The organism is Roseovarius bejariae (genome assembly GCF_009669325.1).
In the GTDB taxonomy this organism is placed as follows: domain Bacteria; phylum Pseudomonadota; class Alphaproteobacteria; order Rhodobacterales; family Rhodobacteraceae; genus Roseovarius; species Roseovarius bejariae.
This window is the reverse complement of record NZ_SZWE01000002.1, coordinates 417,104-431,888: the sequence shown is the minus strand read 5'-3', so window position 1 is coordinate 431,888 and position 14,785 is coordinate 417,104. Positions and strand designations below refer to the sequence as shown.

17 protein-coding genes are annotated in these 14,785 nt (G+C 62.0%); 7 read left to right on the top strand and 10 right to left on the bottom strand.

Features of this window, described 5'->3' with window-relative positions:
- Positions 1-50: 50 nt before the first annotated feature.
- The 7 genes from FDP25_RS17365 to pyrH form a co-directional block, all read right to left on the bottom strand.
- A complete protein-coding gene (locus FDP25_RS17365) occupies positions 51-176 on the bottom strand; it encodes a hypothetical protein (RefSeq protein WP_281350490.1) in 126 nt (41 codons plus the stop codon).
- A gap of 97 nt (positions 177-273) precedes the next feature.
- On the bottom strand, positions 274-1,614 hold the full coding sequence (rseP, locus tag FDP25_RS16115) for an RIP metalloprotease RseP (protein ID WP_425500529.1): 1,341 nt from the start codon (positions 1,612-1,614) through the stop codon (positions 274-276).
- An 18-nt stretch (positions 1,615-1,632) separates the two neighbouring features.
- On the bottom strand, positions 1,633-2,805 hold the full coding sequence (gene dxr, locus FDP25_RS16110) for a 1-deoxy-D-xylulose-5-phosphate reductoisomerase (RefSeq protein WP_154154673.1): 1,173 nt from the start codon (positions 2,803-2,805) through the stop codon (positions 1,633-1,635).
- Positions 2,802-3,581 (bottom strand): phosphatidate cytidylyltransferase, encoded by a 780-nt coding sequence (locus FDP25_RS16105; RefSeq protein WP_154154670.1) that lies wholly within the window; start codon positions 3,579-3,581, stop codon positions 2,802-2,804. The genes dxr and FDP25_RS16105 overlap by 4 nt, the downstream gene beginning before the upstream one ends.
- Positions 3,578-4,303, bottom strand: a complete 726-nt coding sequence (uppS, locus tag FDP25_RS16100) for an undecaprenyl pyrophosphate synthase (RefSeq protein WP_154154668.1) — start codon at positions 4,301-4,303, stop codon at positions 3,578-3,580. Before uppS ends, FDP25_RS16105 begins: the two co-directional genes overlap by 4 nt.
- A 19-nt stretch (positions 4,304-4,322) precedes the next feature.
- A complete protein-coding gene (gene frr / locus FDP25_RS16095) occupies positions 4,323-4,886 on the bottom strand; it encodes a ribosome recycling factor (RefSeq protein ID WP_154154664.1) in 564 nt (187 codons plus the stop codon).
- 47 nt (positions 4,887-4,933) lie between these two features.
- Positions 4,934-5,665, bottom strand: coding sequence for a UMP kinase (pyrH, locus tag FDP25_RS16090; RefSeq protein WP_154154661.1), 732 nt, complete (start codon positions 5,663-5,665; stop codon positions 4,934-4,936).
- 192 nt (positions 5,666-5,857) lie between these two features.
- Here pyrH and miaA point away from each other — a divergent pair, with 192 nt between their 5' ends.
- From miaA to FDP25_RS16075, 3 genes are all read left to right on the top strand, one after another.
- Positions 5,858-6,739, top strand: coding sequence for a tRNA (adenosine(37)-N6)-dimethylallyltransferase MiaA (miaA, locus tag FDP25_RS16085; RefSeq protein ID WP_154154658.1), 882 nt, complete (start codon positions 5,858-5,860; stop codon positions 6,737-6,739).
- 87 nt (positions 6,740-6,826) lie between these two features.
- Positions 6,827-7,645 (top strand): helix-turn-helix domain-containing protein, encoded by an 819-nt coding sequence (locus FDP25_RS16080; protein ID WP_154154655.1) that lies wholly within the window; start codon positions 6,827-6,829, stop codon positions 7,643-7,645.
- Positions 7,646-7,725: 80 nt separating this feature from the next.
- Complete coding sequence (locus FDP25_RS16075; protein WP_154154652.1) at positions 7,726-9,384, top strand: ABC transporter substrate-binding protein; 1,659 nt, start codon at positions 7,726-7,728, stop codon at positions 9,382-9,384.
- Between the two features lie 6 nt (positions 9,385-9,390).
- Here FDP25_RS16075 and FDP25_RS16070 read toward each other — a convergent pair whose 3' ends face one another.
- Positions 9,391-9,990 carry a lytic transglycosylase domain-containing protein gene (locus tag FDP25_RS16070; RefSeq protein WP_154154648.1) on the bottom strand — a complete coding sequence of 200 codons (600 nt, stop codon included), beginning with the start codon at positions 9,988-9,990 and terminating at the stop codon, positions 9,391-9,393.
- A 196-nt stretch (positions 9,991-10,186) separates the two neighbouring features.
- Between FDP25_RS16070 and ssb the strand changes: the two genes are divergently transcribed.
- Positions 10,187-10,684 carry a single-stranded DNA-binding protein gene (gene ssb, locus FDP25_RS16065; RefSeq protein ID WP_154154644.1) on the top strand — a complete coding sequence of 166 codons (498 nt, stop codon included), beginning with the start codon at positions 10,187-10,189 and terminating at the stop codon, positions 10,682-10,684.
- Between the two features lie 71 nt (positions 10,685-10,755).
- On the opposite strand, the gene FDP25_RS17115 is transcribed toward ssb, so the two are convergent.
- Positions 10,756-10,893 carry a hypothetical protein gene (locus FDP25_RS17115; protein WP_172982832.1) on the bottom strand — a complete coding sequence of 46 codons (138 nt, stop codon included), beginning with the start codon at positions 10,891-10,893 and terminating at the stop codon, positions 10,756-10,758.
- 46 nt (positions 10,894-10,939) lie between these two features.
- On the opposite strand from FDP25_RS17115, the gene FDP25_RS16060 reads away from it, so the two are divergent.
- From FDP25_RS16060 to FDP25_RS16050, 3 genes are read left to right on the top strand one after another with little or no spacing between them, the layout of a single operon-like run.
- Positions 10,940-11,875, top strand: coding sequence for a GNAT family N-acetyltransferase (locus FDP25_RS16060; RefSeq protein ID WP_154154641.1), 936 nt, complete (start codon positions 10,940-10,942; stop codon positions 11,873-11,875).
- Between the two features lie 32 nt (positions 11,876-11,907).
- Positions 11,908-13,728: a translational GTPase TypA gene (typA, locus tag FDP25_RS16055; protein WP_154154638.1), complete on the top strand. Its 1,821-nt coding sequence runs from the start codon at positions 11,908-11,910 to the stop codon at positions 13,726-13,728.
- 59 nt (positions 13,729-13,787) lie between these two features.
- On the top strand, positions 13,788-14,471 hold the full coding sequence (locus tag FDP25_RS16050; RefSeq protein ID WP_154154635.1) for a hypothetical protein: 684 nt from the start codon (positions 13,788-13,790) through the stop codon (positions 14,469-14,471).
- A gap of 24 nt (positions 14,472-14,495) precedes the next feature.
- Here FDP25_RS16050 and FDP25_RS16045 read toward each other — a convergent pair whose 3' ends face one another.
- On the bottom strand, positions 14,496-14,783 hold the full coding sequence (locus FDP25_RS16045; protein ID WP_154154632.1) for a DUF1330 domain-containing protein: 288 nt from the start codon (positions 14,781-14,783) through the stop codon (positions 14,496-14,498).
- Positions 14,784-14,785: the final 2 nt, after the last annotated feature.

The following is a 14,785-nucleotide window of genomic DNA, read 5'->3' as shown; positions in this document are numbered from 1 at the left end:
CGACACAGGAACACCCCGGCACGTTACCGCCAAAGCGATATTTCACCGCATCACAAGGACCCGATAAAGCCCCCTGCCAGCAAAGCCGCAAGAATCGCAGCCAGATACAACAGACGGTCCCAATTCAGGTCCATCAGCACGCTCAATCCGCGATATCCACTCACGATGTGTTGCACGACGTATCTCCGTTACACTGCGTCATCGAGATAAGTGCCAGACCACTATGGCGAAAATACGAATGGAATTATGGCCAGATTGTGGCCATCGGCAGGGTCAACACAGAATATCGGTGATCAGGGCAAAGCCCATCAGCCCCAGAACCAAGGTCAACCCGATAGTCATCAGGATGCGCAAAGCCCCGTCGCTGGGCGGTTTTCCGGTCACCGCCTCGAAGGCGTAGAACACCAGATGCCCCCCATCCAGCACCGGAATCGGAAACAGGTTCAAAAACCCGATTGCCGCCGACAGGACCGCAATGAACCAGACGAAACTGCTCGCGCCCTGACTGGCCATCGCGCCCGACACCTCGGCAATCCCGATAGGGCCCGACATGTTACAGGCGCTGATCGCCCCGATCAGCATGTGGTATAGGCCCGAGACCGAATTCGACATGACCGCCCACGTCTGTGCCGCGCCCCCCACAAGGGCCTCTCCCGGGCCCATGCGCTCGGTGGCGAAATCAAAGGCCATGCCGCCGGCAATGCCGATCCGCCATTCGGTGCGAAACCCGCCCTCGGGCTTCGGCTCATCCACCCGCCGCGGCGTCAATTCGAATTGCATCACCTCGCCATCGCGCCAGACATCCAGCGCCAGGGCACGGCCATCCGAGGATTCGACCACCTGCTTAAGCTCGTCAAAGGCCAGAATTTTCTGCCCCTCGACCCCGACGATCACATCGCCCGGCGCAAGGCCGCTTTCGATTGCCGCCGATTGCGGTGCCAGTTGCATGATGCGCGTGGGCTGCGGATAGGGGCCATCAACCACGATCTCGCGCCCCTCCCGGCGCACCCGGTAATCCAGGCTTTCTTCGACCGGGAGCGTATCGATGAAATCTCCAAGCCCGCCCGGCGCGCCGTAATCGGGCAAGTCGCGCCCGGCGATGGCCAGCAACTCATCGCCTGCCTGAAGGCCGAAGCCGGATTGCGGCAATGGGTGAAGCTCGCCCACGGTCAAGGGCTCGGCCACCTTGCCCTGGCTCATCATCACCGCCCCGAAAATCGCGATCGACAGGATGAAATTGAACAGCGGCCCCGCAACAACCGTCGCCGCCCGCGCCCAAAGCGGCGCGCCTGCCATGGTCTGGCGGCGCTCCTCGGGCGACATCTCTTCAATGTCGCCGGCCTGCGTCGCGCTGGCGGCATCGCCATCGCCCTTGAACTTGACGTAGCCGCCAAAGGGTAACGCGGCCAGTTGCCAGCGCGTGCCGCGCTTGTCCTCACGCGCGAACAGAACCGGCCCGAAGCCCAGCGAAAAGACATCCGCCTTGATCCCGCACCACCGGCCCACGATGTAATGGCCGTATTCATGCACCGCGACGATGACCGACAAGGCCACCACGAAGGCAAGAACGGCAAGGCCAAAATTGCCCAACGGCAGCATGAGTGCGATATCCAAGGCGCTGTGCCTCCCTGTTTAACTGTATTTGTCCTGCACGACCTGATCGGCGGCTATCCGTGCCAGATGGTCCGCCTGCCCCACGGTTTCAAGCGTGATCCCGGCATCAATAAGGCCATTCTCGGCCTCTATCCGGGCAATTACCTCCTCGACAACCTCCGCCATGCCCATGAACGGCAGGCGATGGGCGATGAAATGATCCAGAGCGCGCTCCTTGGCAGCATTGAACACCGCGCCGGTCAATCCGCGCCGCTCCATCACCTCCCGCGCCAGCCGCAGCGCCGGGTAGCGCGCCACATCCGGCGCGCGAAAGGTCAACTGCCCAAGCGCCACAAGGTCCAGCGCCTCCACCGGCAGGTCAAACCGCTGCGGCCAGTTCAGGGCATAGCCGATGGCGTGGCGCATATCCGGCGGGCCGACATGCGCCATCAGCCCCCCATCGCAAAACCCGACCAGCGCGTGAACCATCGATTCGGGGTGAATCACCACCTCGATCTGCTCGGGCCGGAAGCCGAAAAACTCCCGCGCCTCGATCACTTCCAAGGCCTTGTTGAACATCGAGGCCGAATCGATGGTGATCCGCTGCCCCATGGCCCAATTCGGATGGGTCGCCGCCTGCTCGGGCGTGGCCCCCGCCAGATCCTCCAGCGGCCAATCGCGAAACGCACCGCCACTGGCGGTGATGATGCAGCGGTTGACCGCCGCCATGTCCTCGCCCACCAAGGCCTGGAAAATCGCCGAATGTTCGCTGTCCACAGGGATGATCCGCGCATGGTTTACCCGCGCCGTCCGCATCAGCAACGGCCCCGCCGCCACCAGCGACTCCTTGTTCGCCAAGGCCAGCGTCGCCCCCTGCTCAAGCGCGGCCAGACCGGGCGGCAACCCCGCCGCCCCGACAATCGCCGACATCACCCAATGCGCAGGCCGCGACGCCGCCTCCACCAAGGCCGCCTCACCGGCGGCGGCCTCGACCGCGCTGCCCTTGAGGGCCTCGCGCAGCGAAACCAGCAAATCATCATGCGCCGTCACCGCCACATCGGCGCCCAGCTCGATGGCATCGCGCGCCAGCCGGTCAATGTTGCGCCCACCCGTCAGGGCCACCACGTCAAACCGCTCCGGCGCGCGGCGGATCAAATCAATCGTGTTCTGCCCGATGGAACCCGTCGCCCCAAGGATACTGACGCGCTTCATGCCACCCCCGGCATCAGGCCAAGCTGGATCAGCACGAACACCAGTACCCCGGCGCCCAGCATGGCGTCGAACCGGTCCAGAACACCGCCATGGCCGGGGATCAGATCGGAACTGTCCTTGACCTCCACATGCCGCTTCACGGCACTTTCCGCGATGTCGCCCATCTGCCCGGCAAAGCTCACCAGAACCGAGATCACGACCAACCCGGCCCCGGCGCCCAACGGCCCGGCCATCACCGCGCCCACCACCGCGGCCGCGACCCACCCGGCCACCGTGCCCGACCATGTCTTTTTCGGGCTGACCTTGGGCCAGAACTTCGGACCGCCCAGAATCCGGCCCGCGAAATATCCCGCCACGTCCGACACCACGACCACCAGCACAAGCCAGACGATCCAGCCAAGACCGGACTCGGCGCGCAACATCGCCACCGCGTAACAGCCGATCAGCACCCAGCCCGCCAGAAGCGCGTAAACCCCCTTTTCACGGGCAATATCCCCCGCCGTGGCAATCGCCGCCGCCAGCAGCACCGGCAAAACCAGTATCCCCGGCAGGATCAAGGCCCCGAACACCGCCGCCGCCCCCATCAGGCCCATGCCGACGGCCCGCGGCGCGCCGAACATGCGCGCGGCCTCCCAGATCATCAAACCGCCCAAGGCACTGATCGCAATGGCAAAGGGCCATCCGCCGCCCCAAACCAACAGCCCCCCGGCCACGGCCATGACCACGCCCGAGATCACCCGCGGCGCAAGATCCCCCCATTGGCCCGCCCCGCTCATACGGGCACCGCGCCAAACCGGCGATCCCGCGCACCATAGGATGTCAGGACCTCGGCAAAAATCTCGGGCGTGAAATCCGGCCAGAGCGTGTCGATGAACTCGTATTCCGCATAGGCCGACTGCCACAGAAGGAAATTCGAAATCCGCGCCTCGCCGCTCGTGCGTATCACCAGATCGGGGTCCGGCACCACGCAGGTATCCAGATACTTGGGCAGGGTTTCCTCGTCCACATCCGCCGGGTCCAGATTGCCATCGGCCACATCCTGCGCCAACCGCTTGGTGGCACGCGCCACCTCGTCACGGCCCCCGTAATTCAGGGCAATCGTCAGGTTCGTACCGTCGCAATGCGCGGTCATTGCCTCGGCCTCGTCCATCAGGGCCCGCAGTTTGGCATCAAGGCGCGGCCGGTCGCCGATAAACCGCACCCGCACGTTTTCCCGCACGAAATCCTGCATTTCCTTCATGATATAGCGGCGGAACAGGCTCATTAGGCCCGCCACCTCGGTCTGGGTCCGCTTCCAGTTTTCCGTCGAAAAGGCAAAGATCGTCAGGTACTTGACCCCAAGGTCGGGACAGGCGCTGACAATCTCGCGCACCCGCCGCGCCCCGGCATGGTGGCCAAAAAGACGTGGCCGCCCGCGCGATTGCGCCCAGCGGCCATTGCCATCCATTATGATCGCCACATGGCGTGGGCCGCATCTTTCGGCCGGTTTCTTTGCCATGACGGCAACCCCGCGTTACTCAAACCTGCATGATCTCGGCTTGCTTGTGTTCAAGCGCCTCATCGACCATGGCGATAAACTTGTCGGTCGTTTCCTGAACCGCCGATTCCCAGAACTTCTGGTCATCTTCCGACATGCCGTCGGCCTTGGCCTTCTTGATCTGGTCCATGCCGTCGCGGCGCACGTTGCGGATGGCCACCCGCGCGCTCTCGGCATATTGGCCCGCCACCTTGCCCAGCTCGCGGCGGCGCTCCTCGTTCAATTCCGGGATCGGCAACATGATGATCGTGCCGTTCATCTGCGGATTGATCCCCAGACCGCTTTCGCGAATGGCCTTTTCCACCTTGTTGACAAGGCTCTTGTCCCAGACATTGACCGTCACCATGCGCGGCTCGGGCACATTGACCGTCCCGACCTGGTTGATCGGCGTCATCTGGCCATAGGCCTCCACCTGCACCGGCTCCAGCATCGAGGCGCTCGCCCGCCCCGTGCGAAGCGATGCGAATTCCGTCCGAAGCGAGGCCATTGCCCCTTCCATCCGGCGCTCCAGATCGTCTGTATCGAGGATGAAATCATCCGACATGTCTTGTGTCCTTCTTGCGGGATTTGCGTCTTTGGTCCTGTTTAGCCTTAGCCATGCACCTTTGTATAGGTGCCCTCGCCCGCCAGAATGCCCTTAAAGCCCCCCGGCTCGTCCAGACTGAAGACGATGATCGGCAGGCTGTTGTCGCGCGCAAGCGCGATAGCGCTGGCATCCATCACGTTCAGGTGCTGGGCCAGAACCTCGTCATAGGTCACGGTATCGAACCGCTTGGCATTGTCGTGCTTGACCGGGTCCTTGTCATAAACCCCATCCACCTTGGTCCCCTTGAAGATCGCCTCGCAGGCCATCTCGTTGGCGCGCAGGGTGGCCGCCGTGTCAGTAGTGAAATAGGGGTTGCCGGTGCCGGCGGCAAAAATGCACACGCGCTTTTTCTCAAGGTGGCGCACCGCGCGGCGGCGAATGTAGGGCTCGGCCACCTCGTCCATGCGAATGGCGCTGATGACCCGGGTGAACACGCCCAGCCCCTCCAGCGCGCTTTGCATCGCCAGCGCGTTCATCACCGTCGCAAGCATTCCCATGTAATCGGCGGTCGTACGTTCCATCCCCTGCGCGCTGCCCGCCAGCCCGCGAAAGATATTACCGCCCCCGATTACCATGCAGATCTCGACACCCATGTCATGGACCGTCTTCACCTCGCGCGCGATCCGCTCGACCGTCGGCGGATGCAGCCCGTACCCCTGATCCCCCATCAAGGCTTCCCCCGAGATTTTCAGAAGCACTCGGTTGAAGGTGGTTTGCGGGGTCTGGGATTCGGACATGGGGCGCGCTCCGTTAAGGCCATCTGGCAATCGCGCGCAAAATGTCGGAAAAGCGGCGCAGGTTCAATCACCTAAAGAGGTTTGAGATGCTCAAATCGTACGACTCGTACGAAACGGAATGGAACCACCCCGAATTTCGTACGAAAATCGGGGGCAAGCGTACGACTCGTACGAAACCTGTTGCCCGCGTCCATGATTGATCTTGCTAACATTCCCGCCGACCGCCCGGTGCTCATCGCCGGGCCGACGGCCTCGGGCAAATCCGCCCTCGCCCTTCGCATCGCGCGTGAGCAAGGCGGCGTGATCGTCAACGCCGATGCCATACAAGTCTTTGAAAACTGGCGAGTTTTGACGGCGAGACCGTCAGCAGAGGATGAAGCGGCAGCGCCTCACGCGCTTTATGGCCATATCCCATACGACGCCGATTACTCCGTCGGCCACTGGCTGCGCGAAGTCGAACCGCTTCTCCAATCCACCCCCCGCCCCATCATCACCGGCGGCACGGGTTTGTACTTTACCGCCCTTACGGAAGGTCTCGCCGACATCCCCTCCACGCCCCCGGAGCTGCGCGAAAAGGCGAATAAAATCGTTTCTGAACAAGGGCTTGAAGCGCTTCTTACACAGCTTGACGAAGCCACTCTCGCCCGCATCGACCGGCAAAACCCGATGCGCGTCCAACGCGCATGGGAGGTCTTACATGCCACCGGCAAGGGCCTTGCCCACTGGCAAGACACGACCCCACCCCCGCTTTTGCCACCCTCTGACTGCACCCCCATCGTGGTGGAAGCAGACAAAGATTGGTTAACACCGCGCATCGAACGCCGCTTCGACCAGATGCTCGAACAAGGGGCACTCGACGAGGCCCGCGCCAATCTGGAGCATTGGAACCCCGCGCTCCTGTCCTCGAAAGCCATCGGTGCCCCGGAATTAATCGCGCATTTACAAGGTGTTATGACACTGGATGCCGCCCGGGAGGCTGCCACTATTGCCACGCGGCAATTCGCCAAACGCCAACGCACATGGTTCCGTGCCCGGATGAAGAACTGGCACCGGCTGAATGCCGCTGAGTTTTAGAAAAATCGATTTCTTGCCCTGACATTGCCGGATTCCTCTGCCAAAATCTTTTGAAAAGCAGTCAAAACAAGCAGGCAGACAAATCATATGACAGCACACGCGCGCATCCTCACCCTCGCGCAATGGACCGAAGGCGGCGCATGGCGCGCGGAACTTCCCCACAGTTGCCCGGATCACGCGATGATCTGGGTCACCCGCGGTCAGGGTCGCGCCATGATTGAAGGCGTTCGTCGTGGGGTTGGTGTTCACAATGCCCTTGTGATTCCGGCCAACACCTTGTTTTCATTGGACCTTGGAAAGCAAGGCTTCGGTCTTGTCTGCCTCGTTCCGGCCTATGGCCCGGTGCTGATGCCCGATACGCCGCAACACCTGCGTATCCGCGATGTCCACGCCCAGAACGAGCTGACGGCGATCCTCGACTCGATGCAACGCGAGCAAAACGCCACCCGTCCCTTCATGGACGAGGCCCTCAACGCCGAGGCCACACTCCTGACCGTCTGGTTGCGCCGGGCCATGATCGCACAGCCAGAGGAGACCGAAAAAATCTCGGCGGCTCAACGGCTTGTCACCGCCTATTCCGCCTTGGTGGAACGCGATCATGCCACCGGCAAGGCCATGGCCGACTACGCGCAGGAGCTTGGGGTGACCCCCACGCATCTTACCCGAACCTGCCGCGACTGCACGGGCATGACCGCGGCCGAACTTCTGACCCAACGCAGCCTGCACGCCGTGCGCGACCTTCTGGAAAATAGCGACCACCCTTTCAACCGCGTCGCCGCCATGACCGGATTCAACAGCGCCGCGTATTTCTCGCGCTTCGTGCTGCACCACACCGGCAAAACCCCATCCGAACTTCGCAAGGATGTTACCGCGCGCCCCAAGATCCCAGCCCTTGCAAAACGCTGAAACTGAACGGCAGGGATGGATGTTTGAGACTCGGCGTCTTATTATTCATCCAAATCAATCTCCCGATCATCGAGGCCCCCATGCAAAGAACTCAGCGCCCCACGCATCCCGCCCTGCCCGCTCTTGCCAAAGACGCACGCAAAGGCCGGATCACGAGGCGCGAGTTTCTGTCCCGGGCCACGGCCCTTGGTGCCACGGCCTCCTCTGCCTTTGCCCTGATCGGCCAAGAGGCCCAAGCGCAAGACACCCCCGCCATCCAACAAGGCGGCACCCTTCGCATTCAACAAAGCGTCAAACCCCTGCGCGATCCGCGCACCTTCGATTGGAGCGAACTGGCCAACCAGACCCGCGGTTTCCTTGAATACCTCGTTGAATACAATGGCGACGGCGCTTTCCGTGGCATGTTGCTGGAACGCTGGGAGGTCAACGACGACGCCACCCGTTACACCCTTCATGTCCGCCCCGGGGTGACATGGAACAACGGCGATCCCTTTACCGCCGCCGACGTGGCCCGCAACATCACCCGCTGGTGCGACAGCACCGCCGAGGGCAACTCCATGGCCTCACGCCTGACCGGCCTTGCCGACCCGGCAACGGGCCAGGCCCGCGAGGGGGCCATCACCGTCACCGATGATCTGACCGTCACGCTCTCCCTCGCCTCGCCCGATGTCTCGATCATCGCGAATTTCTCGGACTACCCTGCCGCCATCACGCATCAAACCTATGACGGCGGTGATCCTTTCGAACACGGCATCGGCACCGGCCCGTTCGAACCCGTCAGCCTTGCGGTGGCGGACCGTTGCGTTCTGGAACGCAACACCGACCACGACTGGTGGGGAACAGAGGTCTATGGCGGCCCTTACCTCGATCGCGTCGAGTTTATCGACCTTGGTACAGACCCCGCCAGTTGGGTCGCGGCCGCCAAGGACGACAAGATCGATCTGCTATATGAAACCGTCGGCGATTTCATCGAGGTGATGGACAGCACCGGCTGGACCCAAACCCGCACCGAAACCGCCGCCACCATCGTTATCCGTGGCAATCAAAATGCCGAGGTGGACGGGGAAACCCCCTATGCCAACAAGGACTTGCGCCGCGCTCTTGCCTTGGCGGTCAATAATGAAATCTGCCTTGAGCTTGGCTATGCCGGGCGCGGTACCGTCGCTGCCAACCATCACGTCAGCCCGATACATCCCGCCTACGCCGACATCGGCCCGGCGGAATACGACCCTACCGAAGCTCTGGAATTGCTCAAGGCAGCCGGCCTTGAGGACATGGTGCATGACCTGACCACCGTCGATGACGAATGGCAGCGCAACACCGGCGATGCCGTGGCCGCCCAGTTGCAGGATGCCGGATTCCGCGTACAGCGCACAATCCTGCCCGGCGCACGGTTCTGGGACAACTGGAAAAGCTTCCCCTTCTCGGCCACGCAATGGAATCACCGCCCGCTGGAAGTGCAGGTGCTGGAACTGGCCTACCGCTCGGGCGCGGCATGGAACGAAACCGGCGTGGCGAATCCCGCGCTCGACGCCCTGATCGACAAGGCCATGTCGCTTAGCGCCGCCGATGAGCGCCGCGCCGTGATCCGCGAGGTCGAACTTCTGCTACGCGAAGAGGGCGTGATCATCCAACCCTATTGGCGGGCGCTCTATAATCACCATAACGGCAAACTGGTGAACGCCGGGAAACACCCGGCGAACGAAATCCATCTCTACAAGATCGGCTTTGCGGCCTGACGCGCCTCAACTGCCCCAGATGATCCGCACGTAATTGCGCGTTTCCTTGTAGGGCGGCACCCCGCCGTATTTCTTCACGGCCCCCGGCCCCGCGTTGTACGCCGCCAGTGCCAGACGCCACGACCGGAAGGTGCGATATTGCGTCGCCAGATAGCGCGCGCCGCCATCGAGGTTTTCATAGGGGTCATGCGGGTTCACGCCCAGCTTCCGCGCCGTGCCCGGCATCAACTGCGCTAGCCCGATCGCCCCCTTGTGCGAGCGCACCGCCGGTTTCCAGCCCGATTCCTGCTGCACAAGACGCAGGAACAAATCCTGCGGCACCCCATGGCGGCGGGCCGCATCCTTGGCCATTTGTAAAAACCGGCCCCGGTAGGCGCCGCTGTAGGATCGCCCTACTCCATCCGCATTGCCCCACTTGGTCGGGGTGCGCACCCGTTGCGGCTGCAACCGGACCGAGTTGTTGTATTGCTGCTTGGCGCGGGTATCCAGAACGCTGGTTTGCGATTTGAACAGATTGCTGCGGCTTTTCGTGGAAAGGACATCGGCCATGCCGAAACTTGGCAAGACAAGGCCAAGGCCTGCGATCAAGACGGTTAAAATCCGCATAACGCTACTGTCCCCCGGGTTTTATACTGCGCAAGCAATATACGTCACGTAACAAAAATTGCTATGATCATCGACAACGATTGTCCAATTTTCGGCGGTTTGCGCGTATTTTTTGAAAATTTTAAACTTCCATTTACGGTGCTGCGGTGATGTAACCACGCAAACACTGCTTATCAAACCAACGAAGGGGGCCCGGATGGCCGGTTCAGTCAACAAGGTAATTCTCATCGGCAATCTCGGCCGCGACCCCGAGGTGCGCAGCTTCCAGAACGGTGGCAAGGTCTGCAACCTGCGCATCGCCACCTCGGAATCCTGGAAAGACCGCAACACCGGTGAACGTCGCGAACGCACCGAATGGCACAGCGTGGCGATCTTCTCGGAAGGTCTCGTGCGGGTATGCGAACAATACCTTCGTAAAGGCTCCAAAGTCTATCTTGAAGGCAAGCTGCAAACGCGCAAATGGCAGGATCAGTCCGGTCAGGATCGGTACTCGACCGAAGTCGTATTGCAGGGGTTCGATGGAACGCTGGTCATGCTGGATGGCCGCAGCGGCGGTGGCGGCGACTCCTATGGTGGGGGCGGTGGCCAAGGTGGCTATGGCGGCGACTACGGTGGCGATTACGGCGGCGGCCCCTCGCAAGGTCAGCCCCAAGGCGGCCCTTCGCGTGACATCGACGATGAAATCCCGTTCTGATCGCCAATGATCCGAACCATGCAAAACCCCGCCCATTCGGCGGGGTTTTCTTTTGCCTCATCCCAAGGGCTTTACCAAAGCCACTCCAGCACTGTCAGGGCCAGCCCGACCGGCAATGACAGAAGCACGGCCACCAAACCCGCCGCCCAAAGTGTCGGACGCGGCGGCGGGGCATATACACCAAGGATTCGCTTTTTCGGTATCGCCATGGGCCCATTAACCACAATTTAGGTATCCGAACGGTTAATACCGGGCATGGAGTTCACCCTCACCGATCCCGGCCCGGAACCGCCTGCCGACGCTCCCCTGCATCAAAGCCCGATTTACGGGCGGGCCATGGTACGGCTTGGCGCACGGGTGTGGATCCTCCGCGTCGAAGACGACGGTGCCTGTCTGGCTCAGGCGCAAGTCATCTCGCGCCGCATCATGGGGGTACCCCTGCATTGGATTCCCCGTGGCCCGGTCTGGGCCCCCGGCCTGCCGCTTGACCGGCAACAGGCGGTCCTCGCGCGCCTGCCCCATGCCACGGCCCTGCGCGGGGTCTGGCTTGCCACTCCGGACAGCGTCGAGGCGGCGGCATCCTACCACCACCTTGGGTATCGTGCCCTGCTCACGCCCCAACAGGTGGCCGAACTTCCGCTCGACCCCGATCCACAGGTCATGCGCAGCCGCCAGCACGGCAAATGGCGCAACCGGCTGCGCCGGGCCGAGGGCGCGGGCCTGCACGTCAGCCACCGGCCCTTTGACACGGCCCGCGACGCCCCCCTGCTTGGCCTTGAAACCGCACAGCGCGAACACCGACGCTATACCGACGTGACGCCGACCTTCGTTTCGCAATGGTCCAAGGCCGCCCCCATGGCCACGCGCCTCTTTCAACTCCGTGAACACGGACAGCTTCGCGCCTTCATGATTTTCCTGATGCACGGCACCCGAGCCACCTATCAAATCGGCTGGCGCGATCCTGACCATGACCTGCACTCGGCCCACCACATGATCCTTTGGCACGCTGCCAAGTATCTGGCGCAAAAGGGTTTTCACCAACTCGACCTCGGTACCATCGACACGGAAACAAACCCCGGCCTCGCCCGCTTCAAACTGGGCTGCGGCGCCTGCGCCCGCCCACTTGGCCCCAGCCTCCTGCGCCTGCCCTGCGCAAGAATACCTCTGGCAATTCGCCGCGCTGCAGTATAGGCGGCACACAGCTTACTTGAGGAACGCCATCAATGGACCTGCGCAACATCGCAATCATCGCCCACGTCGACCACGGCAAAACCACGCTCGTCGACGAATTGCTGAAACAATCCGGGGCCTTCCGGGCCAACCAGGCCGTCGATGAACGCGCCATGGACAGCAACGACCTTGAACGCGAACGCGGCATCACCATTCTTGCCAAGGCCACCAGCGTCGAGTGGAAATCGACCCGGATCAACATCGTCGACACCCCCGGCCACGCCGATTTCGGTGGCGAGGTCGAACGGATTCTGAGCATGGTCGACGGTGTTGTCCTGCTGGTCGATGCCGCCGAAGGGCCCATGCCGCAGACCAAGTTCGTGACCTCCAAGGCACTGGCCCTCGGGTTGCGCCCCATCGTCGTTCTCAACAAGGTCGACAAACCCGATGCCGAACCGGACCGCGCGCTTGACGAATGTTTCGATCTCTTCGCCAACCTCGGCGCCAATGACGATCAGCTTGATTTCCCGCATATGTACGCCTCGGGCCGTTCCGGCTGGGCCGACCATGATCTCGACGGCCCGCGCAAGGACCTCACCGCGCTGTTCGACCTGATCGTCAACCACGTGCCCGCCCCCAAGCAGATCGCCCGCGAAGACGAGGATTTCCGCATGCTCGCCACCACGCTTGGCGCCGATCCCTTCGTTGGCCGTATCCTGACGGGTCGTGTCGAATCCGGCCGCCTCAAGGTGGGCCAGACCGTTCAGGCCCTCAGCCGCGTGGGCCAAAAGATCGAACAATTCCGCGTGACCAAGATTCAGGCCTTCCGTGGGCTTGGTCAGCAGGACATCGACGAAGCCGTTGCCGGCGATATCGTCAGCATCGCAGGCATGTCCAAGGCCACAGTGGCCGATACAATCTGTGCCCTTGCCGTCGAAGACCCGATTGAGGCCCAGCCCATCGACCCGCCCACCATCACCGTCACCTTCGGCATCAACGACAGCCCGCTGGCGGGCCGTGATGGCAAGAAGGTGCAAAGCCGCGTCATCCGCGACCGCCTGATGAAAGAGGCCGAATCCAACGTTGCCATCCGCATCACCGACACCCCCGGCGGCGAGGCGTTCGAGGTCGCGGGCCGTGGCGAATTGCAGATGGGCGTTCTGATCGAGAACATGCGCCGCGAAGGGTTCGAACTCAGCATCTCGCGCCCACAGGTTCTGTTCCGCGAGGGCGAGAACGGCGAACGTCTGGAACCTATCGAAGAGGTCACCATCGACGTGGACGACGATTACTCCGGCGCGGTCATCGAAAAGATCACCGGCGCCCGCAAGGGCGATCTGGTTGAGATGAAACCGGCGGGCTCGGGCAAGACCCGTATCGTCGCCCATGTCCCCTCGCGCGGGCTGATCGGCTATCAGGGCGAGTTCCTCACCGACACGCGCGGTACCGGCGTGCTCAACCGCGTCTTCCACTCATGGGCCCCGCACAAGGGCCCGATCCCGGGCCGCCGTGCCGGTGTGCTGATCTCCATGGAAGACGGTGAATCGGTCGCCTACGCCCTGTGGAACCTCGAAGACAGGGGGCGCATGTTCATCGGTGCGCAAGAAAAAGTGTATCAAGGCATGATCATCGGCGAACACAGCCGCGAGAACGACCTTGAGGTGAACCCCCTCAAGGGCAAAAAACTCACTAACGTGCGCGCCTCGGGCAGTGACGAGGCCGTACGGCTGACCACGCCTGTCACCCTCAGCCTTGAAGAGGCGATTGCCTATATTGACGACGACGAACTGGTCGAAGTAACCCCGCAGCACATCCGCCTGCGCAAGCGGCACCTCGACCCGCACGAGCGCAAGCGCGCCGCCAAATCCAGCTAAGAAGCCCAAAAGGCTTAACCTGTGCTAGACTGCCCCGGAAAAGGGGCAGCTAGCAATTCATGCGCATCTTGTTTGGGAAATGGATGTCCAGTCTCGCGGCGCTGAGCGGTCTTTGGTTCGCTCAGGCTGCCGCCTCGCCATTGGCCTGTGAGGGTATTCCCGTATCAGTGATAGCTGACGATCCTAAACTCGCCCGCCGCACATGCACATCAGCGCAAAACGTCCTGAAGACATTGGGGGCCTGTCATGTACAGCTGACGAACCCCGTAAAAATCACGATTGTCAGCGATTTACCCGACACATGCCTTGGCCTTTACCATTGCGGCAAGAACCATATCGAACTTCTCACTCCGGACGCGGCCCTTGATAAACGTACAGCCGACAGCGTTTTTTCCCAGCTCAGCAAGCAAGACCTCTTCGACAGCGTTCTGGCACATGAACTGACCCACGCCGCCTATGACTCAACGCCCTGCCCTTTTGGAAATTGCCCTGCGACCGCCGAATACTTGGCCTATACGATGCAAATCATGTCCCTCCCGGCAAAGGCGCGGCAAAGGGTCGAAGCCGGAATTGAGATCAACGAAAGGATAACACGAGACGAGGTTAACCCGATGATACTCTACATGTCGCCCAACACCTTCATCCGCAAAAGCTGGGCTCACCTGACGCAGCGTGAGGATCGTTGCAACTATGTGCGCCAACTCATGGAAGGCTTGATCTTCTTAGACACAGAGCACCCATGACGCCCAACTGGCGCAACAGCGGTTTTACTCGTTGATCTCCACGATCACCAGGTCCCGCTCGGAGGCATCGCGCGCATGGCTCAGCGCCTCCTGGTACTCCGGGCTGTGATAGCAGGTCTCGGCGGCCTCCACGCTGGGGAATTTCGCCACCACGTTGCGCGGTCGATCCTTTCCCTCAAGCTGCACGTAACGCCCGCCACGGGCGATGAAGGCCCCGCCATGCTTGGCAATCGCCGGGCCAGCCAGCTTGGCGTAGCGGCCATAGGCCTCGTCGTCGGTGACATTCACATGGGCAATCCAGAGTGCAGGCATCG